At 72.0% G+C, this 22,680-nt stretch carries 24 protein-coding genes and 1 pseudogene; 7 read left to right on the forward strand and 18 right to left on the reverse strand.

Annotated elements, in window-relative coordinates; translation table 11 throughout:
• Positions 1-149: 149 nt before the first annotated feature.
• The 6 genes from ACZ49B_RS21190 to ACZ49B_RS21215 form a co-directional block, all read right to left on the reverse strand.
• Positions 150-1,724 carry a DoxX family protein gene (locus ACZ49B_RS21190; protein ID WP_468308061.1) on the reverse strand — a complete coding sequence of 525 codons (1,575 nt, stop codon included), beginning with the start codon at positions 1,722-1,724 and terminating at the stop codon, positions 150-152.
• A 158-nt stretch (positions 1,725-1,882) separates the two neighbouring features.
• Positions 1,883-2,854, reverse strand: a complete 972-nt coding sequence (rlmB, locus tag ACZ49B_RS21195) for a 23S rRNA (guanosine(2251)-2'-O)-methyltransferase RlmB (protein WP_030300786.1) — start codon at positions 2,852-2,854, stop codon at positions 1,883-1,885.
• A gap of 112 nt (positions 2,855-2,966) precedes the next feature.
• Positions 2,967-4,367: a cysteine--tRNA ligase gene (gene cysS / locus ACZ49B_RS21200; protein ID WP_468308065.1), complete on the reverse strand. Its 1,401-nt coding sequence runs from the start codon at positions 4,365-4,367 to the stop codon at positions 2,967-2,969.
• A 103-nt stretch (positions 4,368-4,470) separates the two neighbouring features.
• Entirely contained in the window at positions 4,471-5,004 is a 534-nt protein-coding gene (gene ispF / locus ACZ49B_RS21205; RefSeq protein WP_468308067.1) for a 2-C-methyl-D-erythritol 2,4-cyclodiphosphate synthase, read from the reverse strand.
• Positions 4,994-5,740 (reverse strand): 2-C-methyl-D-erythritol 4-phosphate cytidylyltransferase, encoded by a 747-nt coding sequence (gene ispD, locus ACZ49B_RS21210; RefSeq protein WP_468308068.1) that lies wholly within the window; start codon positions 5,738-5,740, stop codon positions 4,994-4,996. The genes ispF and ispD overlap by 11 nt, the downstream gene beginning before the upstream one ends.
• A gap of 265 nt (positions 5,741-6,005) precedes the next feature.
• On the reverse strand, positions 6,006-6,488 hold the full coding sequence (locus ACZ49B_RS21215) for a CarD family transcriptional regulator (RefSeq protein WP_003953493.1): 483 nt from the start codon (positions 6,486-6,488) through the stop codon (positions 6,006-6,008).
• A gap of 649 nt (positions 6,489-7,137) precedes the next feature.
• Here ACZ49B_RS21215 and ACZ49B_RS21220 point away from each other — a divergent pair.
• Positions 7,138-7,821 (forward strand): copper chaperone PCu(A)C domain-containing protein, encoded by a 684-nt coding sequence (locus ACZ49B_RS21220; protein ID WP_468308071.1) that lies wholly within the window; start codon positions 7,138-7,140, stop codon positions 7,819-7,821.
• 367 nt (positions 7,822-8,188) lie between these two features.
• Here ACZ49B_RS21220 and ACZ49B_RS21225 read toward each other — a convergent pair.
• The 3 genes and pseudogenes from ACZ49B_RS21225 to phoR all read right to left on the reverse strand — a co-directional run.
• Positions 8,189-8,260, reverse strand: a pseudogene (locus tag ACZ49B_RS21225) (DNA-binding response regulator); the annotation flags it as partial.
• Positions 8,261-8,389: 129 nt separating this feature from the next.
• Complete coding sequence (gene phoP, locus ACZ49B_RS21230; RefSeq protein ID WP_466527820.1) at positions 8,390-9,061, reverse strand: two-component system response regulator PhoP; 672 nt, start codon at positions 9,059-9,061, stop codon at positions 8,390-8,392.
• A 61-nt stretch (positions 9,062-9,122) separates the two neighbouring features.
• Positions 9,123-10,349 carry a two-component system sensor histidine kinase PhoR gene (gene phoR / locus ACZ49B_RS21235; RefSeq protein WP_468308074.1) on the reverse strand — a complete coding sequence of 409 codons (1,227 nt, stop codon included), beginning with the start codon at positions 10,347-10,349 and terminating at the stop codon, positions 9,123-9,125.
• A gap of 212 nt (positions 10,350-10,561) precedes the next feature.
• On the opposite strand from phoR, the gene phoU reads away from it, so the two are divergent.
• Together phoU and ACZ49B_RS21245 are read left to right on the forward strand one after the other, a co-directional pair.
• Positions 10,562-11,239 carry a phosphate signaling complex protein PhoU gene (gene phoU / locus ACZ49B_RS21240; protein ID WP_112449136.1) on the forward strand — a complete coding sequence of 226 codons (678 nt, stop codon included), beginning with the start codon at positions 10,562-10,564 and terminating at the stop codon, positions 11,237-11,239.
• A 102-nt stretch (positions 11,240-11,341) separates the two neighbouring features.
• A complete protein-coding gene (locus ACZ49B_RS21245; protein WP_363179467.1) occupies positions 11,342-11,491 on the forward strand; it encodes a hypothetical protein in 150 nt (49 codons plus the stop codon).
• A gap of 87 nt (positions 11,492-11,578) precedes the next feature.
• On the opposite strand, the gene ACZ49B_RS21250 is transcribed toward ACZ49B_RS21245, so the two are convergent.
• Complete coding sequence (locus tag ACZ49B_RS21250; protein WP_266628056.1) at positions 11,579-12,337, reverse strand: phosphoglyceromutase; 759 nt, start codon at positions 12,335-12,337, stop codon at positions 11,579-11,581.
• A gap of 152 nt (positions 12,338-12,489) precedes the next feature.
• Here ACZ49B_RS21250 and ACZ49B_RS21255 point away from each other — a divergent pair, with 152 nt between their 5' ends.
• On the forward strand, positions 12,490-13,767 hold the full coding sequence (locus tag ACZ49B_RS21255; RefSeq protein ID WP_468308079.1) for an MDR family MFS transporter: 1,278 nt from the start codon (positions 12,490-12,492) through the stop codon (positions 13,765-13,767).
• A gap of 109 nt (positions 13,768-13,876) precedes the next feature.
• Here the strand turns inward: ACZ49B_RS21255 and ACZ49B_RS21260 are convergent, their stop codons facing one another.
• Complete coding sequence (locus ACZ49B_RS21260) at positions 13,877-14,380, reverse strand: type III secretion system chaperone family protein (protein WP_468308082.1); 504 nt, start codon at positions 14,378-14,380, stop codon at positions 13,877-13,879.
• Positions 14,373-15,743: a D-inositol-3-phosphate glycosyltransferase gene (mshA, locus tag ACZ49B_RS21265; RefSeq protein WP_468308084.1), complete on the reverse strand. Its 1,371-nt coding sequence runs from the start codon at positions 15,741-15,743 to the stop codon at positions 14,373-14,375. The genes ACZ49B_RS21260 and mshA overlap by 8 nt, the downstream gene beginning before the upstream one ends.
• Positions 15,744-15,972: 229 nt before the next feature.
• Here mshA and ACZ49B_RS21270 point away from each other — a divergent pair, with 229 nt between their 5' ends.
• The 3 genes from ACZ49B_RS21270 (at position 15,973) to ACZ49B_RS21280 (ending at position 19,656) form a co-directional block, all read left to right on the forward strand.
• The gene (locus ACZ49B_RS21270; protein WP_468308087.1) at positions 15,973-16,782 is read left to right on the forward strand and encodes a class I SAM-dependent methyltransferase; all 810 of its coding nucleotides are present in this window, start codon (positions 15,973-15,975) and stop codon (positions 16,780-16,782) included.
• A gap of 224 nt (positions 16,783-17,006) precedes the next feature.
• Positions 17,007-18,068, forward strand: a complete 1,062-nt coding sequence (locus ACZ49B_RS21275) for a C40 family peptidase (RefSeq protein ID WP_468308089.1) — start codon at positions 17,007-17,009, stop codon at positions 18,066-18,068.
• Positions 18,069-18,348: 280 nt separating this feature from the next.
• On the forward strand, positions 18,349-19,656 hold the full coding sequence (locus ACZ49B_RS21280; protein ID WP_468308092.1) for a PP2C family protein-serine/threonine phosphatase: 1,308 nt from the start codon (positions 18,349-18,351) through the stop codon (positions 19,654-19,656).
• 84 nt (positions 19,657-19,740) lie between these two features.
• On the opposite strand, the gene ACZ49B_RS21285 is transcribed toward ACZ49B_RS21280, so the two are convergent.
• The 6 genes from ACZ49B_RS21285 to ACZ49B_RS21310 all read right to left on the reverse strand — a co-directional run bounded on the left by ACZ49B_RS21285 (position 19,741) and on the right by ACZ49B_RS21310 (position 22,670).
• A complete protein-coding gene (locus ACZ49B_RS21285; protein ID WP_030300817.1) occupies positions 19,741-20,082 on the reverse strand; it encodes a DUF2516 family protein in 342 nt (113 codons plus the stop codon).
• A 144-nt stretch (positions 20,083-20,226) separates the two neighbouring features.
• Positions 20,227-20,802, reverse strand: coding sequence for a hypothetical protein (locus ACZ49B_RS21290; RefSeq protein ID WP_468308094.1), 576 nt, complete (start codon positions 20,800-20,802; stop codon positions 20,227-20,229).
• 26 nt (positions 20,803-20,828) lie between these two features.
• A complete protein-coding gene (locus ACZ49B_RS21295; protein ID WP_468308097.1) occupies positions 20,829-21,227 on the reverse strand; it encodes a helix-turn-helix domain-containing protein in 399 nt (132 codons plus the stop codon).
• Between the two features lie 51 nt (positions 21,228-21,278).
• A complete protein-coding gene (locus ACZ49B_RS21300) occupies positions 21,279-21,698 on the reverse strand; it encodes a VOC family protein (protein ID WP_468308099.1) in 420 nt (139 codons plus the stop codon).
• 10 nt (positions 21,699-21,708) lie between these two features.
• Positions 21,709-22,143 (reverse strand): helix-turn-helix domain-containing protein, encoded by a 435-nt coding sequence (locus ACZ49B_RS21305; RefSeq protein ID WP_468308102.1) that lies wholly within the window; start codon positions 22,141-22,143, stop codon positions 21,709-21,711.
• Positions 22,140-22,670: a hypothetical protein gene (locus ACZ49B_RS21310; RefSeq protein WP_468308105.1), complete on the reverse strand. Its 531-nt coding sequence runs from the start codon at positions 22,668-22,670 to the stop codon at positions 22,140-22,142. The genes ACZ49B_RS21305 and ACZ49B_RS21310 overlap by 4 nt, the downstream gene beginning before the upstream one ends.
• Positions 22,671-22,680: the final 10 nt, after the last annotated feature.

A 22,680-nucleotide genomic window follows, 5' to 3' on the forward strand; every position in this document is an offset into this window, starting at 1 on the left:
GAAGGCCCCGACCAGGGTTGGTGGGGGGTGTGGCCGGGGGGGGTGTCTTTGGGTGCTTGGGGGGGGGTGGGTGGGCGGGGGCCGGCTGTCTTGGCCGCCCCCCGGCCCCGGCTTCGTCTCGTGGAGTGCAGTGCAGTCCCGTCCCGTCGTCAGCCGAGGAGGCCGCCGACCAGGCCGGGCTTCTTGGACGGCGCGTCGCCGCCGCCGCTGCCGCTGCCGGAGGTGGAGGACGGCGGCTTCGGGGTGGACTGCTTGGGCGTGCTGCTCGAGCTGTGGCCGCTGCCGGAGCCGCGGGTGGCGGTGGGCGACTGCGAGCCGGTGCCGGCGGTCTCCTTGGTGGTGGAACCGGTGCTGCCCCGCCCGGACTTGGCGGCGGGCGCCGAGGCGCTGGCGGTGGGTTCTGCGGGCTTGGAGGGCTGCTGGGCGGTGGGCTGCCGCTGCTGTTGCTGCTGCTTGGTGGGGGCCTGCGGGAGCGGGGAGCCGGGCAGGTAGTTGCTGGGGGCCTGGCCGGGTCCGGGCACCGTGACCACGGTGGTGGAGCGGACGGCGCCGCCGAGGAGCGAGCCGATGAGCAGGGTGAGTCCGCAGACGATGGTGGCCATGATGGTTCCGCGGCGCAGGACGCGTCGGCGCAGCCGCCAGATCTCGGAGCGGGGTCCGAGGGTGCGCCAGGCTTCGCCGGCGAGGCGGCCGTCGAGGGAGTAGACCGGGGCGCCGGCGATGATCAGCGGGCTCCAGGCGGCGAGGTAGATGATGTCGGGGGCGTCGTAGGCGGGGACGGTCTTCCAGCTCACCGTCATGAGGAGTGCGGCGGACAGCAGGGCGCCGATGCAGGCGGCGAACCGCTGCCACAGGCCGAGGACGGTCAGGACGCCGACGATGACCTGGAGGAAGGCGACGCTGAGCCCGGCCCCGACGGGGTGGGCGAGGGCGAAGTCGCGCAGGGGTTCGGCGAGTGCCCAGGGGTGGAGGGTGCGGAGCCAGGTGACCATGGAGCCGCGTTCGCCGCCGTCGAAGTAGACGGGGTCGCACAGCTTGCCCATGCCGGCGTAGATGCAGATGAAGCCGAGGAAGACGCGCAGCGGGAGGAGGACGACGCCGAGGTTCATGCGGCGGCCGGGGTAGTACGAGGCCTGCCCGCGCGTGTCGGGGGAGGCCCGGCGGGAGTCGGTGCCGGGGCCGCCGTCGTGGCCGCCGTGGCCGTCGTAGCGGTCGTAGGGGCCGCCGCCCGCGTACCGGGCGTCGTGGGGGAGGTCGCGTACGGGGGTCAGCGGGCGGGTCTCGTCCGGGGATCCGTAGGTGCGCTGGCCGATGACGGTCGGCGTGGCGAGGGTGTCCTCGGCGAGGTCGTGGGCGAGGTCGATCCGGGGGATGGTCTGGGTCGCGCCCGCATCGCCGTCGTCGTAGCCGCCGTGTCCACGCCCGTGTTCGCGCACGGCCTGGATGAGTCCGCCCATCGCGGCGGTGTCGCCGGGGGCGGATCTGCCGCTCCAGACGACGGGGGCCCGGCGGCGGCCGGCACCGGCGGCGGCGACCACGGCGCCGCCGAGGACGGGCACGCGGCCGGGGGCGTTCGCGGGCTTGGAACGCGCGCTCGGGCTCGGTGCGAGCCGCACGCGGAAGCTGGCGTGGTTGACGATGACCTGTGCGGGATCGCACGGCACCTTGACCATGCTCAGCGCGGGCTGGTCGTCGAACCCTGACGTTCTGGTGTCCACACTCATCTAACCGAGTGATCAGTGGTTAGGACACTGCCTTGACGGGAGGGATGTGTCCGAGGCCCGTCAAGATCAAGCCACCCCGCCCGAAAGGGGCGGGGTGGCACGCTCACGGGTCACGTTCCATGAGCCAAGTGGATCAAGGCGGCGGGGCCGCCCGGGGGTCAGACGCGGCCGCGGGTGGCCCGGCGGCGGGCCGCCTCGTAGAGCACGACGCCCGCGGCGACACCGGCGTTCAGGGACTCGGCGCCGCCCGGCATCGGGATGCGGACGAGGTAGTCGCAGTTCTCGCCGACGAGCCGGCCGAGGCCCTTGCCCTCGGAGCCGACGACGATGACGACGGGACCGCCGAGCGCCTCCAGGTCCTGCACCTCGTGCGTGCCCTCGGCGGCGAGGCCGACGATGGCGATGCCGGCCTTCTTGAAGTCCTGGAGGGCGCGGGTGAGGTTGGTGACGCGGGAGACCGGGGTGCGGGCGGCGGTGCCGGCCGAGCTCTTCCAGGCGCCGGCGGTCATACCGGCCGCGCGGCGCTCGGGGATGACCACGCCGTGGCCGCCGAAGGCGGAGACGGAGCGGACGATCGCGCCGAGGTTGCGGGGGTCGGTGACCCCGTCGAGGGCGACGATCAGCGGGTCGTCGCCCTCGTCGTACGCGGCGGAGGTGAGGTCCTCCGGGTGCGCGTACTCGTACGGCGGGACCTGGAGGACCAGGCCCTGGTGGTTGAGCCCGTTGGTCATGCGGTCGAGCTCGGGGCGCGGGGCTTCCATCAGGTTGATGTTGCCGCGCTCGCCCGCGAGCTGGAGGGCCTCGCGGACGCGCTCGTCGTTGTCGATGAACTGCTGGACGTAGAGGGTGGTGGCCGGGACGCCGTCGCGCAGCGCCTCGAAGACCGGGTTGCGGCCGACGACCATCTCGCTGGTGCCCTTGGGGCCTCCGCGGCGCGGGGCCGGACGGCGCTTGGCGGCCTGGCGGGCCATGGCGTTGCTGATGCGGTTCGCCTTGTGCTTCTTGCGGTCCTCGGCCTTGGGCGTGGGGCCCTTGCCTTCCAGGCCCTTGCGCCGCTGGCCACCGCTGCCGACCGTGGCGCCCTTCTTGTTGGACGTGCGGCGGTTCCTGCGCTGGCTGTTCCCGGCCATGACCTCTACCTGTTTTCGTTGGTGCTGCGATATGTACGTATGAAGAGTGTGCCGCCCGGAGCGCCGGGCGGCCACCAAGCTCGGCTGCCCGGGCTCGGGGCGGGCCGGGCGCTCAGCGCGGGCCGAGCGTCCAGCGCGGGCCTGCCGGGCTGTCCTCGATGACGAGGCCGGACTGCTGGAGCTGGTCGCGGATGGCGTCGGCGGTCGCCCAGTCCTTGCGGGCCCGGGCGGACTCGCGCTGCTCGAGGACGAGGCGTACGAGGGTGTCGACGGCGCCGTGGAGGTCCTCGCCGCGGTCGTTCTCCTCGGCCCAGTGCGGGTCGAGCGGGTCGAGGCCGAGCACGCCGAGCATGGCCCGTACTTCGGACAGCCGGGCGATCGCGGCGTCCTTGTCGTCGGCGGCGAGGGCGCTGTTGCCCTGGCGGACCGTGGTGTGGACGATGGCGAGCGCCTGTGGGACGCCCAGGTCGTCGTCCATGGCCTCGGCGAAGGCGAGCGGGACCTCGGGAGCCGGGTCGACGGTCTTTCCGGCCTTCTCGATGACGCGCTGGTAGAAGCCCTCGATGCGCGCGAACGCGGACTCGGCCTCGCGCAGCGCTTCCTCGCTGTACTCGATCATCGAGCGGTAGTGCGGGGTGCCGAGGTAGTAGCGCAGGACGATGGGGCGCCAGTTCTTGACCATCTCGGAGACGAGCACCGAGTTGCCGAGGGACTTGGACATCTTCTCGCCGGACATGGTGACCCAGGCGTTGTGGACCCAGTACTTCGCGAACTCGTCGCCGAAGGCCTTGGCCTGGGCGATCTCGTTCTCGTGGTGCGGGAAGATCAGGTCCAGGCCGCCGCCGTGGATGTCGAAGGCCTCGCCGAGGTACTTGTGCGCCATGGCGGAGCACTCGAGGTGCCAGCCGGGGCGGCCGCGGCCCCACGGGGTCTCCCACGAGGGCTCGCCGGGCTTGGCGGACTTCCACATGGCGAAGTCGCGGGGGTCGCGCTTGCCGGTCTCGCCCGCGCCGGAGGGCTGCTGCAGGTTGTCGAGCTCCTGGTTGGAGAGCGCGAGGTAGCCGGGGTACGAGCGCACGTCGAAGTAGACGTTGCCGTCGGACTCGTAGGCGTGGCCGCGCTCGATGAGGCCGCGCATCATCTCGACCATCTCGGTGACGTGCCCGGTTGCGCGCGGCTCGTAGGTGGGCGGGAGGCAGCCGAGGGCGGTGTAGCCGTCGTCGAAGGCCCGCTCGTTGTCGTAGCCGATGGACCACCAGGGGCGGCCCTGCTCGGCGGACTTCGCGATGATCTTGTCGTCGATGTCCGTGACGTTGCGGATGAAGGTGACGTCGTAGCCCCGGTACGTGAACCAGCGGCGCATCATGTCGAAGTTGAGGCCCGACCTGATGTGCCCGATGTGCGGGGCCGCCTGGACGGTGGCGCCACAGAGGTAGATCGAGACGCAGCCCGGGACGAGCGGGGTGAAGTCGCGGATCTGCCGGGCGCTGGTGTCGTACAGGCGAATAGTCACGGCATCCAGGGTAGTGGGCGTGCGGCAGTGCCCCGCGACCCTTTATGGGCGCGGGGGCGCTTTGTTGCCCAAGCGGTGTCGTCGGGGGCCGCGTACGGACGGGCTAGGCGGGGCTCGTCCGGTACACCAGTGCGGTGGCGATGGCGGCGAGGCCCTCGGCCCGGCCGGTGAGGCCGAGACCGTCGGTGGTGGTGCCGGAGACGGAGACGGGGGCGCCGGCGGCTGCCGCGAGCGCCTTCTGCGCTTCTTCGCGCCGTTTGCCGATCTTCGGGCGTACGCCGATCACCTGGATGGCGATGTTGCCGATCTCGAAACCCTCGGCGCGGACGATGCGGGCGGCTTCCGCCAGGAGGGTGACTCCGGCGGCGCCGGACCACTCGGGGCGGGAGGTGCCGAAGTGCGCGCCGAGGTCGCCGACGCCGGCGGCGGAGAAGAGGGCGTCGCAGGCTGCGTGGGCGGCGACGTCGCCGTCGGAGTGCCCGGCGAGGCCGTCCTCGCCCTCCCAGAGCAGCCCGGCGCACCACAGCTCGCGTCCGGCCTCGAAGGCGTGCACGTCGGTCCCGATGCCGACGAGCGGCATGACGGGGCCGGCGGCGGCCCCGGCGGACTCCTCAGAACCTGCGGAGCTAGTACGCATCGGTGGCCCTCCTGCGGGCGAGTACGGCCTCGGCGAGGACCAGGTCGAGCGGGCGGGTGACCTTGAAGGCCTCTTCGTGGCCGGGGACCACCATGACGGTGATGCCGAGCTGTTCCACCATTCCGGCGTCGTCGGTGGCGCCCTCGCCGTTGACGGCGATCGTCTCGTGCGCGCGGACGAGGGTGGCGAGGTCGAAGCCCTGCGGGGTCTGTACGGCGCGCAGCCTGGCCCGTTCGGGAGTGGCGACGACCGGCTCGGGCTCGCCGGGCTTGCCGGGCTCGACCTCCTTGACGGTGTCGGCCAGCGGCAGCGCCGGCACCACGGCCGGCGAGCCGTCGCGTACGGCTTCGACGACGGAGTCGACGGTGTCCACGGGGACGAGCGGGCGGGCCGCGTCGTGGATGAGGACGGAGGTGACGTCCGCGGGGAGCGCGGCGAGGCCGGCGCGTACGGATTCCTGCCGGGTTTCGCCGCCGGGGACGACCAGGATGTCGGTCCGGTCGGGCAGGGCGTGCTCGTCGACGAGCCGGCGTACCTCGGCGGCGCCGTCGGACGGGGCGACGACGACCACGAGGGAGACGGCCCGGGAGCGGGCCATCGCGCGGACGGCGTGGATGAGCATGGGGGTGCCGCCCAGGGCCCGCAGGGCTTTGGGGGCGCCGGGGCCGAGGCGTACCCCGCGGCCGGCGGCCGGGATCACCGCGGCGGTGCGGTGGGGGCGCGTTTCGTCAGACATCAGTAGCTCCGAGCCAGGTTTGTGACTTCGGCCGACGTGGGTATGGCCTGAAGGGTGCCGGGTGCGACGCCCTCGCCCCTTCCGTGACGACCGGTCGAGCAGGCTGTCCGGACCCGGCACGCCGGTGGAAAAAAGCCGGTGGAAAAAGATGTGGGTGCAGACATGCCGCAGCGCCCGGCAACAGCCCTCTCGTGGAGGAGAGGGCGTGTCATCGGGCACCGCGGCACAACCGTGTGAACGCTGTTTTCCTGGGCGGCACGCCGCGTCAGGACGCGAGAACCTCGTCGAGGAGGGCTTCCGCCTTGTCCTCGTTGGTGTTCTCGGCGAGCGCGAGCTCGCTCACCAGGATCTGGCGCGCCTTCGCGAGCATGCGCTTCTCGCCCGCGGAAAGCCCGCGCTCACGCTCACGACGCCACAGGTCACGCACCACTTCGGCGACCTTGATGACATCGCCAGAAGCGAGCTTCTCCAAATTTGCCTTGTAGCGCCGGGACCAGTTCGTCGGCTCTTCGGCATACGGTGCACGCAGCACCTCGAAGACCCGGTCCAGCCCGTCCTGGCCGACTACGTCGCGAACGCCGACGAACTCCGCATTGTCCGCAGGCACACGAACCGTCAGGTCGCCCTGGGCGACCTTGAGCACCAAGTAGGTCTTGTCCACGCCTTTGATCTGGCGAGTTTCGATGGCCTCGATCAGCGCGGCCCCGTGATGGGGATAGACCACGGTGTCGCCAACCTTGAACGTCATGTGACAGGTACCCCTTCCGTGGCTATCCAGGGTAACACGAGAACTGACTGTTATGAATGGCGTTTTCGCAGGTCAGGGCACATCTCGGGGCTTGACAACAGCGACACGAACGTGCTGCGAAGGGCTTCCGGAGGGGGGTATTCGCAGGTCGGAGGCGCTGTGCGGACCGGGCGAAACGGCCACGTTACACCCGGGTGGTGATCGCGTCCCTGTGACGTACGTCCCGTTTTGCCGGTTTCGAAGCCGGGAAACCGAACTACTCCGTTCGACTGGCGACCACCCGTACGGAGCGGTTCCGGCCCAATCCGGAATTGATCACCGACGGCCGTTCGAAGGAATCCCGGAATTGATCACGGCAGGTCCGGAGGGCGATATGCGGGCGGCACATGATCGGCAGATGAACGGCGCGGGAAGTGCGGGACGGAAGGGCGGCCGGAAGGGCGGGAGCAAGGCTCGACGGAAGGGCCTGCGGAAAGGAAGATCGCGGGGCCGGTGCAGGGCGGCCCGTGCGCTGCGGAGGGTCGGGTGCGGGGGCGGGGCGGCGGCTCGGTAACCTAAGCGCGCTGACACACCCTTAGGACGGCTTTACCTCGGCCGCTCTGAGACTGCCCACCCTTCCGTTCCGTACGTCCAAGGAGTTGCCGCCGCCGTGAGCCGCAGCCTTCGACGCGGCGCCCTCGCCGCCACCGCCGTCGTGTTCTCGATCGCCTCGCTGGCCGCTTGCGGTGCAGGCAACAACGCGGAGACGCTCCAGATCAAGCCGGACAACGCCGCCGTCACCAAGGGCGAAATCAAGATCCAGAACGCGCTGGTGATCACTCAGGGCGAGAAGGGCAAGAAGGGCCCGGCCGCGGTCTCCGCGACGGTCTTCAACTCCGGCGACAAGCCGCAGACCCTCGACGCCATCACCCTCCCGGGTGGCAAGTCCAAGGTCGTCCTGAAGGGCGCCGAGGGCGCAGCCGGCAAGGTGACCGTGCCGGCCGGCGGCTCCGTGGTCATCGGCGGCAAGGGCAACGCCTCCGCCGTGGTCGAGGGCGGCGAGGCCGTGCAGAACGGCAACGCGCAGAAGGTCGTCTTCCAGCTGAGCAAGACGGGCGACGTGGAGCTCGACGCGTTCGTCGTCCCGGGCACCGGCATGTACGCGGGCTTCGGCCCGACCGAGGCCCCGGCCGCGGCCCCCGGCTCCGCCCCGTCGGGCAGCCCCTCGGGCACGCCGTCGGGCAGCCCGTCCGGCTCCCCGGCCACGGCCCCGTCGGGCGCCGCTTCGGGCACCCCGTCGGGCGCGGCCTCGGGTTCGCCGTCGGGTTCCCCCTCGCACAGCGCCGGCCACTGAACCGGTAGCACCCCGTACGAAAGGGCCCCCTCCGCTCCGGCGGAGGGGGCCCTTTCGTATACGACTGCGGAGCCTGCCCCAGGGGCCTCCCGGGCTTCGGGACGCTGCGCCGGCCTCCGACCGGCCACGGCCGGCCAGGGCCCCCGCAACCGCCGGAGGCTACGGCTTACGGCTCAAACTTGTACCCCAGGCCGCGGACCGTGACCAGGTAGCGCGGCGCGCCCGGGTCGGGCTCGAACCCCATCCCCCGTGCGCCCCTCACACCGGTCGGCCCCAGGGGCCTCCCGGGCTTCGGGACGCTGCGCCGGCCTCCGACCGGCCCCGGCGACGGCCGGCCAGGGCCCCCGCAACCGCCGGAGGCTACGCCTTACGGCTCGAACTTGTACCCCAGACCGCGGACCGTGACCAGGTAGCGCGGCGCGCCCGGGTCGGGCTCGAGCCCCATCCCCCGTGCGCCCCTCACACCGGTCGGCCCCAGGGGCCTCCCGGGCTTCGGGACGCTGTGCCGGCCTCCGACCGGCCACGGCCACGGCCGGCCAGGGCCCCCGCAACCGCCGGAGGCTACGGCTTACGGCTCGAACTTGTAGCCCAGGCCGCGGACCGTGACCAGGTAGCGCGGCGCGCCCGGGTCGGGCTCGATCTTGGCGCGGAGGCGCTTGACGTGGACGTCCAGGGTCTTGGTGTCGCCGACGTAGTCCGCGCCCCAGACCCGGTCGATCAGCTGCATGCGGGTCAGTACGCGGCCCGCGTTGCGCAGCAGCATCTCGAGCAGGTCGAACTCCTTCAGGGGGAGGTCCACCTTGGCTCCGGCGACGGTGACCACGTGGCGGTCGACGTCCATCCGTACGGGGCCGGCCTCCAGCGCGGCCGGGGTGACCTCCTCCGGCTCACCGCGGCGGCGCAGGACCGCGCGGATGCGGGCGACCAGCTCCCGCGAGGAGAAGGGCTTGGTGACGTAGTCGTCGGCTCCTATCTCCAGCCCGACGACCTTGTCGATCTCGCTGTCCTTGGCCGTCACCATGATGACGGGGACGTTGGAGCGGCCGCGCAGCTGCCGGCAGACCTCCGTGCCGGGCAGGCCGGGGAGCATCAGGTCGAGGAGGACGAGGTCGGCGCCGTTGCGCTCGAACTCGTCGAGCCCGTCGGGCCCGGTCGCGGCGATGGCGACCTCGAAGCCTTCCTTGCGGAGCATGTAGGACAGGGCGTCGCTGAAGGATTCCTCATCCTCGACGACGAGCACTCGGGTCACGGAAGGACCTCCGGGGCAGGAATGGCTGGCGTGGTTCTTTGGGGAGCGTGGTTCAGGCAGAGGTGGGGTGGCTGGGTGCGGGGGCGGGATCCGCGGCCGGGCCGGCCGGGGACGCGGGAGCCGGAGCGGCTGCTTCCGGCAGGCGCAGGGTGAACGTGGAGCCCTGACCCTCCGAGCTCCATACAGACACCTCCCCGCCGTGTGAGGCCGCTACGTGCTTCACGATCGCAAGGCCGAGGCCGGTTCCTCCCGTGGCGCGGGAGCGGGCCGGGTCCACGCGGTAGAAGCGCTCGAAGATGCGCTCGCGGTCCTTTTCCGGGATGCCGATGCCCTGGTCGGTCACGGCGATCTCGATCAAGTCTCCCCCGGGTGCCGCGACCCTGCGTCCGGCTATGCCGACGCGGGTGCGGGCGGGGCTGTAGTTGACGGCGTTCTCGACCAGGTTCCCGAGGGCTGCCGCGAGCTGGCCGCGGTTGCCCCAGACGCGCAGGTCGGCGGTGCCGCCCGCGGCCATGGTGATCTGCTTGGAGGATGCCGTGTGGCGGCAGCGGTCGATGGCCTCGGCCACGAGCGTGTCCACGCGTACGGGCTCCGCGTCCTCGAGCGGGTCGTCGTTCTGTACCCGGGAGAGGTCGATGAGCTCCTGCACGAGGTTGATCAGGCGGGTGGCCTCGATCTGCATGCGGCCGGCGAAGCGGCTGACCGCCTCGGGGTCGTCCGCGGCGTCCATGACGGCCTCGGACAGCAGGGAGATGGCCCCGACCGGCGTTTTCAGCTCGTGCGACACGTTCGCGACGAAGTCGCGCCGTACGGCCTCGATGCGGCGTGCCTCGGTGAGGTCCTCGACCAGGAGCAGGACGAGGCGGGAGCCGAGGGGGGCGACGCGCGCCGAGACCGCGAGGCCCTCGCCGCGGCCGGTGCCGCGCCGGGGCAGGTCGAGCTCGACCTGGCGTATCTCCCCGTCGCGGCGGGTGTCGCGGGCCATGTGGAGCATGGGTTCGACGGCCAGTTTGCCGCCGCGTACGAGCCCGAGGGCGTAAGCGGCGGACGAGGCCTTGACGACCGCGTCCCCCTCGTCGAGTACGACGGCGGAGGAGCGGAGCACGGAGAGGACGGTGTCCACGCCGGGCGGGAGCACCGCGTTGATGTCGGGGCGCATGGAGCTCCGGGTGGGGCGGGCATGGTCGCGCTCGCTCCAGCGGAACGCCAGCATCGCGATCACACCGGTGCAAAGACCGGCGATCGCTGCAGCTGCGGCGACCGCCGCGTTCACGTCCATGCATCCAGGTTAAGCAGGCGCAACGACACTTCCACAGCCGTTCGGGTGGCACCTCGAACAGTCGTCGCCCAGAGTTCACCGTGGCGACGGGGTTGATTCACTTGGGGTGCCGAAGTCGGACGCGTTTGCGGCCCAACGTGTCAACGTGGGGGCACGAGGCGGCCCCGGCCCGGCCCGTGGGGCAAGAGGCAGTAGGCAAGAGAGGGACACCCATGCGTGACGCGTACCACGAGGAACTGGACTCGATCGGAGAAGGCCTGGTCGAGATGGCGCGGCTCGTCGGTTCCGCGATCGGGCGGGCCACGACCTCCATGCTCGACGCCGACCTGAAGCTCGCCGAGAGCGTGATCGCCGCCGACCAGAAGGTCGACGACCTCCAGCACGACCTGGAGGCCCGTGCCATCGCGCTGCTGGCGCGCCAGCAGCCCGTCGCCACCGACCTGCGCATCGTGGTGACCTCGCTGCGCATGTCCGCCGACCTGGAGCGCTCGGGCGACCTGGCCCAGCACGTGGCGAAGCTGGCCCGGCTGCGCTTCCCGGACACGGCGGTGCCGCGCGACCTGCACGCGACCATCCTGGAGATGGGGCAGCTGGCGCAGCGCCTGATGGCGAAGGCGGCCGAGGTCATCATCACGAAGGACGTCGACCTGGCGCTCCAGCTGGAGCAGGACGACGACGAGATGGACCAGCTGCACCGCACGCTGTTCCAGCACCTGATGGACGACCGCTGGAAGCACGGCATCGAGACCGCGGTCGACGTGACCCTGCTGGGCCGCTACTACGAGCGCTTCGCGGACCACGCGGTGTCGGTGGCCAAGCGCGTGGTCTACCTGGTGACGGGCGAGCACGCGGACGAGCTGCAGCCGCCGACGCAGGTCGAGGGCGTCTGAGCCGTTCTGCCCCCGTGCGCCGTTGACGCGCCGGTGCGGCTGGGCATGAATGAGGCGAAGGCCGGTACGACTCTCCCTGTACGCCGCCTGCGAGGAGGAACCATGCCCGATTCCCCCGTCCCCATCACCCCGGACCACGAGCAGCCGCCGAGGCCGGAGCCCCTCCGCCTCCCGCTGCTCGCGGCCTGCGGCTGCGGCTCGGGCTGCGGCTGCGGCTGCCAGTCCGGCGCGCCCTGCCAGTGCGGCGGCTGAGCCGGCCGCCCCGCCCCGGCACCCGGAGCGACGAGAAGGCCCCCACCCGCTGAATCCAGCAGGTGGGGGCCTTTCCGTACGTCAGGGTTACTTCTTGCCCTGGTTCTTGACCGCCTCGATGGCGGCCGCCGCGGCCGTCGGGTCGAGGTAGGTGCCGCCCGGGTTGAGGGGCTTGAACTCGGCGTCCAGCTCGTAGGCGAGCGGGATGCCGGTCGGGATGTTCAGGCCCGCGATGTCGGCGTCGGAGATGCCGTCCAGGTGCTTGACCAGGGCGCGCAGGGAGTTGCCGTGCGCGGCCACCAGGACCGTGCGGCCCGCGAGGAGGTCGGGGACGATGCCGTCGTACCAGTACGGGAGCATGCGGACGACGACGTCCTTGAGGCACTCGGTGCGCGGGCGCAGCTCCGGGGGGATGGTCGCGTAGCGCGGGTCCTCGGACTGGGAGAACTCCGTACCGTCCTCGAGGGCCGGCGGCGGGGTGTCGTACGAGCGGCGCCACAGCATGAACTGCTCCTCGCCGAACTCGGCGAGGGTCTGGGCCTTGTCCTTGCCCTGGAGCGCACCGTAGTGGCGCTCGTTCAGGCGCCACGAGCGGTGGACCGGGATCCAGTGGCGGTCGGCGGACTCCAGGGCGAGCTGCGCGGTGCGGATCGCGCGCTTCTGGAGGGACGTGTGGACCACGTCGGGGAGGAGGTCGGCGTCCTTCAGGAGTTCGCCACCGCGGACTGCCTCCTTCTCGCCCTTCTCGTTGAGATTGACGTCCACCCAGCCGGTGAACAGGTTCTTCGCGTTCCACTCGCTCTCGCCGTGACGGAGGAGGATCAGCTTGTACGGTGCGTCGGCCATGCGTACGAGCCTAATGGACGCCCGGGGGCGCTCGCGCGCGGTGTCCACGGTCGTCGATTGACGGTGCACGTCAATCCGGTGGCCTTCTCAGACTCCCCACCCGTAGGGTGCGGCAAGCAGGAGGGCCACTTACATCGCCGGGGGGATTCCGTATGTCCGTTACCAGTCTCAGACGGGCGGCGCGCGCGAGCGTGTCGGGTCTGCCGCGGGAGTTCTGGTGGCTGTGGACCAGCACGCTGGTCAACCGCCTCGGCGCGTTCGTCGCCACGTTCCTGACCTTGTACCTGACCGTGGACCGGGGCTATTCGGCCTCCTTCGCGGGACTCGTGGTGGCGTTGCACGGGCTCGGCGGGGTGATCTCCTCGCTCGTCGCGGGCGTGATGACCGACCGGCTGGGTCGGCGCCCGACGCTGATGGCGGCTCAGGCCTCGACGGCGTTCTCGGTGGCGCTGCTCGGGTTCATGGAGCACCCGGCGGCCATCGCGGCGGTGGCGCTGCTGGTCGGCATGACCTCGAACGCCTCGCGCCCGGCGGTGCAGGCGATGATGGCGGACATCGTCCGGCCCGAGGACCGGGTCCGGGCCTTCGCGCTGAACTACTGGGCGATCAACCTGGGCTTCGCCGTCTCGGCGACGGCGGCGGGCTTCATCGCCGAGTACAGCTACCTGGCCGGGTTCCTCGGCGAGGCGGCGCTGACGCTGGTCTGCGCGGTGCTCGTGTTCGTGAAGCTGCCGGAGTCGCGGCCGGAGCGCACCGCCGCGGAGAAGGCGGCCGCCGAACCGGAGATCGGGCTCGGCACGGTGCTGCGCGACGGGCGCTTCATGGGCGTGGTCGGGCTGTCGTTCCTGATCTCGCTGATCTTCACGCAGGGCTCGTTCGGGCTGCCGCTGGCCATGAGCTCGGGCGGTTTCTCCGCCGGGGACTACGGGCTGGTCATCGCCGTCAACGGGGTGCTGATCGTGCTGTTGCAGCTCCCGGTCACCCGGTTCATCGAGACGGGCGACCCGCAGAAGCTGCTGGTGGTCTCGGCGCTGCTGGCCGGGTACGGGTTCGGGCTGACGGCCTTCGCCGGGTCGGTGTGGAGCCTGGGGCTGACCGTCTGCGTGTGGACGCTGGCCGAGATCATCAACTCCCCGACCCAGATGGGCCTGGTCGCCCGGCTCTCCCCGTTGCACGGGCGCGGCCGCTACCAGGGCATGTACACGATGTCCTGGGCGGTGGCCTCACTGCTGGCTCCGCTGATGGCCGGGTTCATGATCGACCGGTGGGGTGCGGGCTGGCTCTGGGCGTCCGTGGCGCTGCTGGGCACGGTGGCGGCGCTGGGCTACTGGCTGCTGATGCGGAACCTGGCCGGGAACGAGTCCGGGTCCGTGGTCTCGGCATCGGCTGCGGCGCCGGCGGTCCCGGCCCCGGCCGTCGCCGACGCCTAGGGCCTGTCTTTTGGATCAGGCCGGATCAGGGAGCGGGGCCCGACGACACGGCGAGCGCGCGTGCCAGGCCCGGCGAGCACGGCATGATCCGAAAGACAGGCCCCAAGGGTCAGGACGACGGCTGCGTCAGGTGCTTGAAGGCGTCCAGGTTGTACGTCGGCTCGCCGCGCGAGACGCGCCATTCGTACTCGCGGCGGATCGCGCTCGCGAAGCCCAGCTCCAGCAGGGTGTTGAAGGCGCCGTCGGCCGCCTCGAGGACCGTGCCGAGCAGCTGGTCCAGGTCCTGCGGGGTGACCACGGAGAGCGGGAGCCGGGCCGTCAGGTAGACGTCGCCGAGGGCGTCGACCGCGTAGGCCATCCCGTACAGCTTGAGGTTGCGCTCCAGCAGCCAGCGGTGGACGCCCGCCTCGTTCTCGTCGGGGTGCCGGATGACGAAGGCGTTCACCGACAGGGAGTGCCGGCCGACCCGGACCGAGCAGGTGGTGCTCAGCTTGCGGGTGCCGGGGAGCTGGACCACGTACGAGCCCGGCTCCGGGCTCTCCCACGCGAGTCCGGCTTCGGCGAGGGTGCTCTCGATGATCGCGGCGGTGTCGGCGGTGTCAGCGTCAGCCATGGTGGGAGCGTACGCGACGGCGGTGATCATGCATGGCTGCGGTGTACACGTCCGCCGTGCCGCTCGCCGCCGTGTCCCAGCCGAAGAACTGCGCGTGCCGCGCGGCCTCGGCGCCCATCCGGCCCGCGAGCCCCGGGTCGTCCACGAAGCGCCGCAGCTCCCGTGCGTAGTCCACCGGGTCGTGCCCGGGTACGAGGATCCCCGTCACCCCGTCGTTGACGGCGACCGGCAGCCCGCCGACCTCGGCGGCCAGTACCGGCGTGGCGGTGGCCTGGGCCTCGATCGCGACGAGCCCGAAGGACTCGCTGTACGAGGGCATGACCAGTACGGACGCCGCCCGGAACCAGTCGGCGAGCGCGTCTTGGCGGACCGGCGGGTGGAAGTGGACGAGGTCGGCGATGCGGAGCTTCGCGGCGAGCTTCTGCAGCCCCTCCGGCTTGGCGAGGCCGCTGCCGCTGGGGCCGCCGACGACGGGGACGAACAGGCGGCGGCGCAGCGCGGGGTCCCGGTCGACGAGCTCGGCGACCGCGCGCAGCAGGATGTCGGGGGCCTTGAGCGGCTGGATCCGGCCGGCGAAGAGCGGGATGACGGCGTCCTGCGGCAGGCCGAGGCGGGCGCGGGCGGCGGCCCGGCCGTCGGCGACGGTGAAGCGGTCGAGGTTCACGCCGGGGTGGACGACGGCGACCTTGCCGGGGTCGGCGTCGTAGTGCCGGACCAGCTCTTCGGCCTCTTCGGTGGTGTTCGCGATGAGGCGGTCGGCGGCGGCCACGATCTGGGTCTCGCCGATGACGCGGGCGGCGGGCTCGGGCGTGTCGCCCTCGGCCAGCGCGGCGTTCTTGACCTTGGCCATGGTGTGCATGGCGTGGACGAGGGGGACGCCCCAGCGCTCGGCGGCGAGCCAGCCCACGTGGCCGGAGAGCCAGTAATGGGAGTGGACGAGGTCGTAGTAGCCGGGCCGGTGGCCGGCCCAGGCCTGCATGACGCCGTGGGTGAAGGCGCACAGCTGGGCCGGGAGCTCCTCCTTGGCGAGGCCTTCGTACGGGCCCGCGTCCACGTGCCGTACGAGGACTCCGGGGGCCAGCTCGACCACGGGCGGGAGGCCGCCCTCGGTGGCGCGGGTGAAGATCTCGACCTCGATGTTGATCGCGGCGAGGCGCTTGGCGAGCTCCACGATGTACACGTTCATGCCGCCGGCGTCGCCGGTGCCGGGCTGGTGCAGCGGTGAGGTGTGCACGCTGAGCATGGCGACGCGGCGCGGCTTGCGGTGGTGGCCGACGGCCGGCAGGCGCAGGCGGGGCGGGTCGTGGCGGGTGCCGCGGGCGGCGGCGATCCGGCCGCCGAGGCGGGACACGTACTGGCTCAAGAGAGCAGTTCCTCTCGCTCGGACGGCGGCGTGCTGAACGGGACGGGCAGGGGAGGGCAGCGCTGACGGAGCGCGCGGGGCGCCCTCCAAGGAGTGCAACCCGGACGGCCGTGTCCCGCATTCCGGGAGCCGGCGTTTTTTCCTCGGCGTTTGCCGCGCGGTCTGCCCTCTTTTCATCCGGCGGGGGCCCTTTTTCCTCCGGCGGGGGCCCTCCGCTTACGCTCGGCGCATGTCCTCCCGCTCCGCCCCGCCGCCGCGCCGCCCTGTGGGCACGGTGACCCGCGGGACGACGAACCCGAACCGGCTGCGCCGGATGGACCGCTGGATCGCGGCCACGCACGGGGCGGTGCTGCGTCGCGCGCAGGCGCCGGTCGCCGTCGACCTCGGCTACGGCGCCGCGCCGTGGACGGCGGTGGAGCTGCTGGCCCGGCTGCGGGAGGCGGCGCCGCGGGTGCGGGTCGTCGGCATCGAGATCGAGCCGGCGCGGGTCGCGGCGGCGAAGCCGTACGAGCGCGAGGGGCTCAGCTTCCGCCACGGCGGGTTCGAAGTGCCGCTGGAGGGCGGGGCCCGGCCGGCGCTGATCCGCGCGGCGAACGTACTGCGCCAGTACGACGAGGAGCAGGTCGCGGCGGTGTGGGAGCGGCTGTGCGCACGCCTGGCTCCGGACGGGCTGCTCGTCGAGGGGACCTGTGACGAGATCGGGCGCCGCCATGTGTGGGTTGCACTGGGGCCCGAAGGGGCGCGCACGGTGACGTTCGCAACCCGGCTGGGCTCCCTCGAGCGCCCTTCGGACCTGGCGGAGCGGCTGCCGAAGGCGCTCATCCACCGCAATGTGCCGGGCGAGCCGGTGCATGCGTTCCTGCGCGACTTCGACCGGGCGTGGGCGGCGGCCGCCCCCTACGCCTCGTACGGGGCGCGGCAGCGCTGGATCCGGACGGCGCGGGCGCTGGCCGCCGACTGGCCGCTGGCGGACGGGCCGGGGCGGTGGCGGCAGGGGGAACTGACGGTGCGCTGGGAGGCGTTGCGCCCGGCGGGGTGAATGTGGCGCAGCGGGGAACCGGTTACCGGGGTGGCCCGTTGAGCCGTCGGGATGCGTGTGGGGGACTGGGGAAGATCGGGACGGCGCCTGCGAGGGTGTTGGAATTCACCGACTCGTGGCACCATCCCGAAGGCAGTGCAAAGTTACTGATGGATAGTCAGATGTGATGTCGGATCCGGTGCGGATCTGACGTCGGGTCGGACTCGGGGCACCTTGGGGGGACCATGGGGACCGTGGAGCGTAGGCGGCGCAGCGGTGTGTCCGCTCTCACGCTGCTGTGTGCGACGGCGCTGCTCGCCGTGGCGGGCACGAGCGGTGTGGCGCAGGCGGCGCCGCTGCCGGAGCCGGGTGTCAAGTCCCTCGAGCAGGTGCGCAAGGAGATCGACGAGCTGTACCGCCAGGCGGGCACGGCGACGGACGCGTACAACCTCGCCGAGAGCGAGGCCAAGGCCCAGTCCGCCAAGATCGTCGAGATCGCGAAGCAGGTGGCGGCGGGTCAGGACCGGATCACGGCCCTGAAGAACCGCGCGGGAGCCGCCGCGCGCGCCCAGTACCGCTCGGGCGGGATGCCGGCCGGCGCGCAGCTGGCGCTGAGCGGCACCCCGAGCCAGTTCCTCGACGGTGCGGACCGGATCCGCCGGGGCGAGAAGGCCGCCACGGACCTGATGTCCGAAATGAACCGCACGCAGAGCGACTTGCAGCAGTACGCGAAGGACGCGAGCGCGCAGTGGGAGAAGCTCGAGGCCAACCGGATCAAGCAGGAGAGCTCGAAGAAGCAGATCGAGGAGAAGATCAAGTCTGCGGAGGCGCTGGAGAGCAAGCTGCAGGCCGAGGAGAAGGCCCGGCTGATCCAGCTCGAGCAGGAGGCGCAGTACAAGGCGCAGTCGGCATGGCTGTCGACGGGCGTGCTGAAGGAGATCAACAGCTCGGCGTCGGAGTCGGGGAAGAAGGCGATCCAGTACGCCACGGCGCAGATGGGCAAGCCGTACGTGTGGGGCGCCGAGGGACCGGACTCGTTCGACTGCTCCGGGCTCACCTCGCAGGCCTGGCGCGCGGCGGGCAAGGGCATCCCGCGCACTTCGCAGGAGCAGCTGCGGCTGCTGCCGAAGGTCGCGATCAAGGACATGCGGCCGGGTGACCTGATCATCTACTTCGACGACGCCAGCCATGTCGGGATGTACGTGGGCGACGGCGCGATCGTCCACGCTCCCCGCCCGGGCCGCAACGTCACCCTGACGGGCGCGGGCTCGATGCCGATCAAGGCAGTGGTCCGCCCGGACGCGTAAGCGCAGCCGGTCTGCGGCCCGGGCCTGCGGCCGGCGGGAGCCGCGGGGGAAAGGGCCGTGGCGGAGGGAACCCGCGGGGGGTTCCGGGCGTCTCGCCAGGCGGGACGACGACGGCCTACGTCGTGACGTTGGTCATTCAGTGGTCAGTCAGTGAGGCGCATTCCCCCGCGATAACGGCATATGACAGTGGCCCTGGCCCGGAACGCCATTCCGTTCTGCGGCCACCGACCGCTAGGGTCTGCCGGACGCACCCTCGGGGGGAGGGAAGGAACCGGAGACGATGGCCGTACCCGTACCGCGGCAGAGGGAGACCCCCGCCTCGGAGAGCGCGCAGGCCGCCCAGGCGGTCCTGGCCGCTCAGCTGCCCGCAGCCCCGCACGCCACCGCACCCCAGGCGTCCCTGACCCTGCTGGTGATCGAGGACGACCCTGCGGGCGGGCTCACCGTGCCCGAGATCCTCGACGCCGACCGGCACCGCATCCGGCTCCGCACCGCCCGCAACCTCACCGAGGCCGCACGCCTGCTCACCCACGACGTGCACTGCATCCTGCTGGACCTCGCCCTCCCCGGGACGGGTTCCACCGCCGGCGCCGGCTCCGGTACCGCGGTCGTCGACCAGCTGGCCACCCTCCGCGAGGTGCTCCGGATCGCACCCGGCCACGCCGTCCTCGTCCTCACCGCCGAGGCCGACGCCGAGCGCGCCGCCGAGGCCGTCCGGGTCGGGGCGCAGGACTTCCTCTTCCGCGACGAGCTGGACGGCCGCCTCCTCAGCCGGGCGATCCGCTACGCCGTGGAGAGAAAGCGGGCGGACATCGCCCAGTACAAGCTTGCAGAATCGAAACTTCGGGCCCAGGAGAACGCCCGCCTCGAGCGCGGCCTGCTCCCCAACCCCCTCCTGGAGGGCTCGGACCTGCGCTTCGCCGCCCGCTACCGCCCCGGCCGCAGCCGCGCCCTCCTCGGCGGGGACTTCTACGACACCGTCCGCACCCCCGACGGCACCGTCCACGCGATGATCGGCGACGTCTGCGGCCACGGCCCCGACGAGGCCGCCCTCGGCGTCGAGCTGCGCATCGCCTGGCGCGCCCTGACCCTGGCCGGGCTGTGCGGCGACGACCTGCTGGCCACCCTCCAGGAGGTCCTGGAGGTGGAGCGCCCCTGCGAGGAGATCTTCGCGACGCTGTGCACGGTGGACATCTCCCCCGACGGCCGCCGCGCGGGCCTGTGCCTGGCCGGCCATCCGGCGCCGCTGATATCCCGGCCGGGCCGCCGCGCGCAGCTGCTCCCGTACGAGAACAGCGGGCCGGCGCTCGGCCTGCTGCCCAAGGCCCGCTGGCCCCGCCGCCAGGTCGAGCTGGGCGGCACCTGGAGCCTGATGCTCTACACCGACGGCCTGATCGAGGGCCGCATCGGCGAGGGCAAGGAGCGGCTCGGGCAGGACGGCATGGTCGAGATGATCAACCGGCACCTGGGCGAGGGCCTGAGCGGCGAGGGCCTGCTGGAGGCCTCCGTCACCGAGGCCAGGCGCCTCAACGGCGGCGAGCTCACCGACGACGTGGCCGTGGTCCTGCTCTCCCGCGCGGAGGGCTGACAAGGAGGGCAGGCCGCGGGGTCGGACGAGAGCCGGCGATCGGCCGAGGGTCAGCGATCGGCCGAGGGCCTCGGCGGCGAGGCGTCAGCGCCCGCCGTTGTACGGGCCGTACGGGCCGTCGCTGCTGCTGCCGCCCTTGCGCCGGCCGCCGCCGCCCGAGACCTGCTTGAGGGCCGGGCGTACGTCGACGAAGAAGACGATGGTGGCCACGAGGCCGGCGATCTGCAGGAACAGCATCCCCAGGAAGAAGTCCACCAGCACGGTGACCCCGAGGATGACCAGCCAGAACGTCTTGGTCTGCTTGTCGGCGGCGCGGTACGCGTCCTCGCGCGCCAGCACCGCGAAGACGAGGGCCACGACGGCGAGCGCCAGCATGGCGAACCCGAGCAACGGGAGCACGCCGTTATCGAACCCGTTCATCAACATCGCTTCGACCGCCTTCTCACGCTTCGCCCGCCTGATGCCGCCTTCCTCCACGCTACCGGCAGAGCGGCCTTCGCAGAGAACAACGGGCCGGACACCCCGTTGGTGCCCGGCCCGCCGTCACGGAATCCGCTTCCGGTCCGCGATTCAGCTCTCGTCGCCCGCCATGGCGGCGGCCTTCTTCGTGTTGTTCCTGCGCGCCGCGGGCTTGCGGGCGGAGGGCTTCTCCTCGTCGGAGCCCGCGGCCTCGGCGGAGGCGTCGGCGGGCGCTTCCGCCGGCTGCTCGTGCTTCGGCTCGACGGCGACCGCGATGTCGACGATCTCCTCGGAGACCTCGCCGCGCCAGGTCCGCACGGCCTGCTCGCCGTGCTCGGCGACCTTGTCGTACGTCTCCTTGGCGCGCACCGCGTACTCGGCGGCCACGCCGACCCCGCGCAGCGCCAGGTCCTGCGCGGTCTCCCCGAGCTTCTTCGGGTCGATCGCGGTGAGCACCTCGGCGAACTTGGCGGTGACCGCCTCCTGCGCCTCCCGGGCCTTCTCCTGCACGATCTTCGGGTCGGTGTTCTTCACGGCCTCGATGCGTGCGGGTGCCTCGGCGCGCAGCTGCTCGATGAGGCCGGGCACCTTCTTCGCCTGCTGCACCGCGAGGTCGGCGGTGCCGGCGGCGAAGTAGAGCGGAGTCGGGTCGGTGAGGGTCTTCTTCAGGTCATCGGCGATGGCCATGTGGCTGGTCCTCCCGGATCAACAGTTCAGTTCGTAGGGTGCATGTCGGTGTCGTCGTCCGCGCCGGCCGGGTCGGCCTCGGCCGCGTTCTCCTTGCGGAACGAGTCGTAGATCTGGAGCAGCACCTGCTTCTGCCGCTCGTTGATGGACGGATCGCCGAGTATCGCGGCCCGCGTCTCCACCTCGTCACGATCCCGCTCGTCGAGGATCCCGGCCTGCACGTACAGCGTTTCCGCGGAGATCCGCAGCGCCTTGGCGAGCTGCTGCAGGATGTCCGCGCTCGGCTTGCGCAGCCCGCGCTCGATCTGGCTCAGGTACGGATTCGACACCCCCGCCGCGTCGGCCAGCTGCCGCAGCGAGAGCTGGGCCTGCCGCCGCTGCTCGCGGAGGTACTCGCCGAGATTTCCGACGTTGAGCGATGCCATGCCCCGATCCTGCCGGACTCTGCTAACTATTGCAAGCGCCTGCTTGCAAAATCACCCACCGGCGCGCGGCTGGTTGAAGCGCAGCATGTTGCCGGCCGGGTCCCGGAAGGCGCAGTCGCGGACCCCGTACGGCTGGTCGACCGGCTCCTGGAGCACCTCGCCGCCGGCGGCCCGGATGCGCTCGAAGGCGGCATCGACGTCGTCGGTGGAGAAGATCACGCCGCGCAGCATGCCCTTGGCGAGCAGCTCGGCCATCGCCTGCTTGTCGGCCGGCGAGGCGTTCGGGTTCGCGGCCGGCGGTTCGAGGACGATCTCCACGTCCGGCTGGGCGGGCGAGCCGATGGTCACCCAGCGCATCCCCTCGAACGCGACGTCGTTGCGGACCTCCATGCCGAGGGCGTCGCGGTAGAAGGCGAGCGCCCTGTCGTGGTCGTCGACGGCGATGAAGCACTGGGACAGCTTGATCTCCATGCCACCGACGCTACGGGCGGGCGCCGGTTTCCGCTCCTCCGCCCGCGACCGTTCCCCTTCTGACCGGCCGGGTGTGGATCTTGGCGATGCACGCCGGGACGGCCGCGCCCGGCTCGTGACGGCGGGCCCGGTAGGCGCTCGGGCTCTCGCCGACCAGCTCGGTGAAGCGGGAGCTGAACGACCCGAGCGAGGTACAGCCGACCGCGAAACACACCTCCGTCACGCTGAGGTCGCCCCGCCGCAGCAGCGCCTTGGCCCGCTCGACGCGGCGGGTCATCAGGTAGCTGTACGGGGTCTCCCCGAACGCGGCCCGGAAGCTGCGGGAGAAGTGCCCGGGCGACATGAGGGCGACGCGCGCCAGCGCCGGGACGTCGAGGGGCTCCGCATAGTCCCGGTCCATCGCGTCCCGGGCCCGCCGCAGCCGTACGAGGTCCTCGAGGTTCACCCTGCCAGCCTAAGGCGGCGGTGGCGGCGGTGGTGGGAGACCGCGACCGCCGCCAGGAGGGGGCCCCAGGCGACGAGGGGGAGGTAGAGGAAGCCCACGACCGTGGCGCCCAGGGCCGTCATGTCCGGGTTCGGGATGCTCCACCACAGGACGAACGGGGTCCACAGGCAGATCAGCCCCACGGCCCCGGCGCCGGCCGCCACCGTGACGAGCCGCTGCGGGACCCGGCGGCCGCCGAGCAGCGGAACCCAGGACGGGAGCACCTCGCCCCAGGGCCGGACCAGGCCGAGCGTGAGCAGCGCCAGCAGCTCGGAGGCCACGCTGAGACCGATCGCAATCACCCGGCCCCAGCCGGGCAGGCCCGCGGCCACGTACCCGGCCTCGGTGTACCCGGCGAGGAAGCCTGCGCCCAGCAGGAGCCGCCAGACGCCCGACGGCAGGGTGAGGAGCGCGGTGGCGTGCGCGGCCCGGACCGCCCAGCGGGGCGCGGCCGGAGCGGCTGGGCGGAGCTGCTGCGTATGCGTCATGCGCACCATC

The sequence above is a fragment of the Streptomyces sp. NPDC031132 genome, from assembly GCF_055570595.1.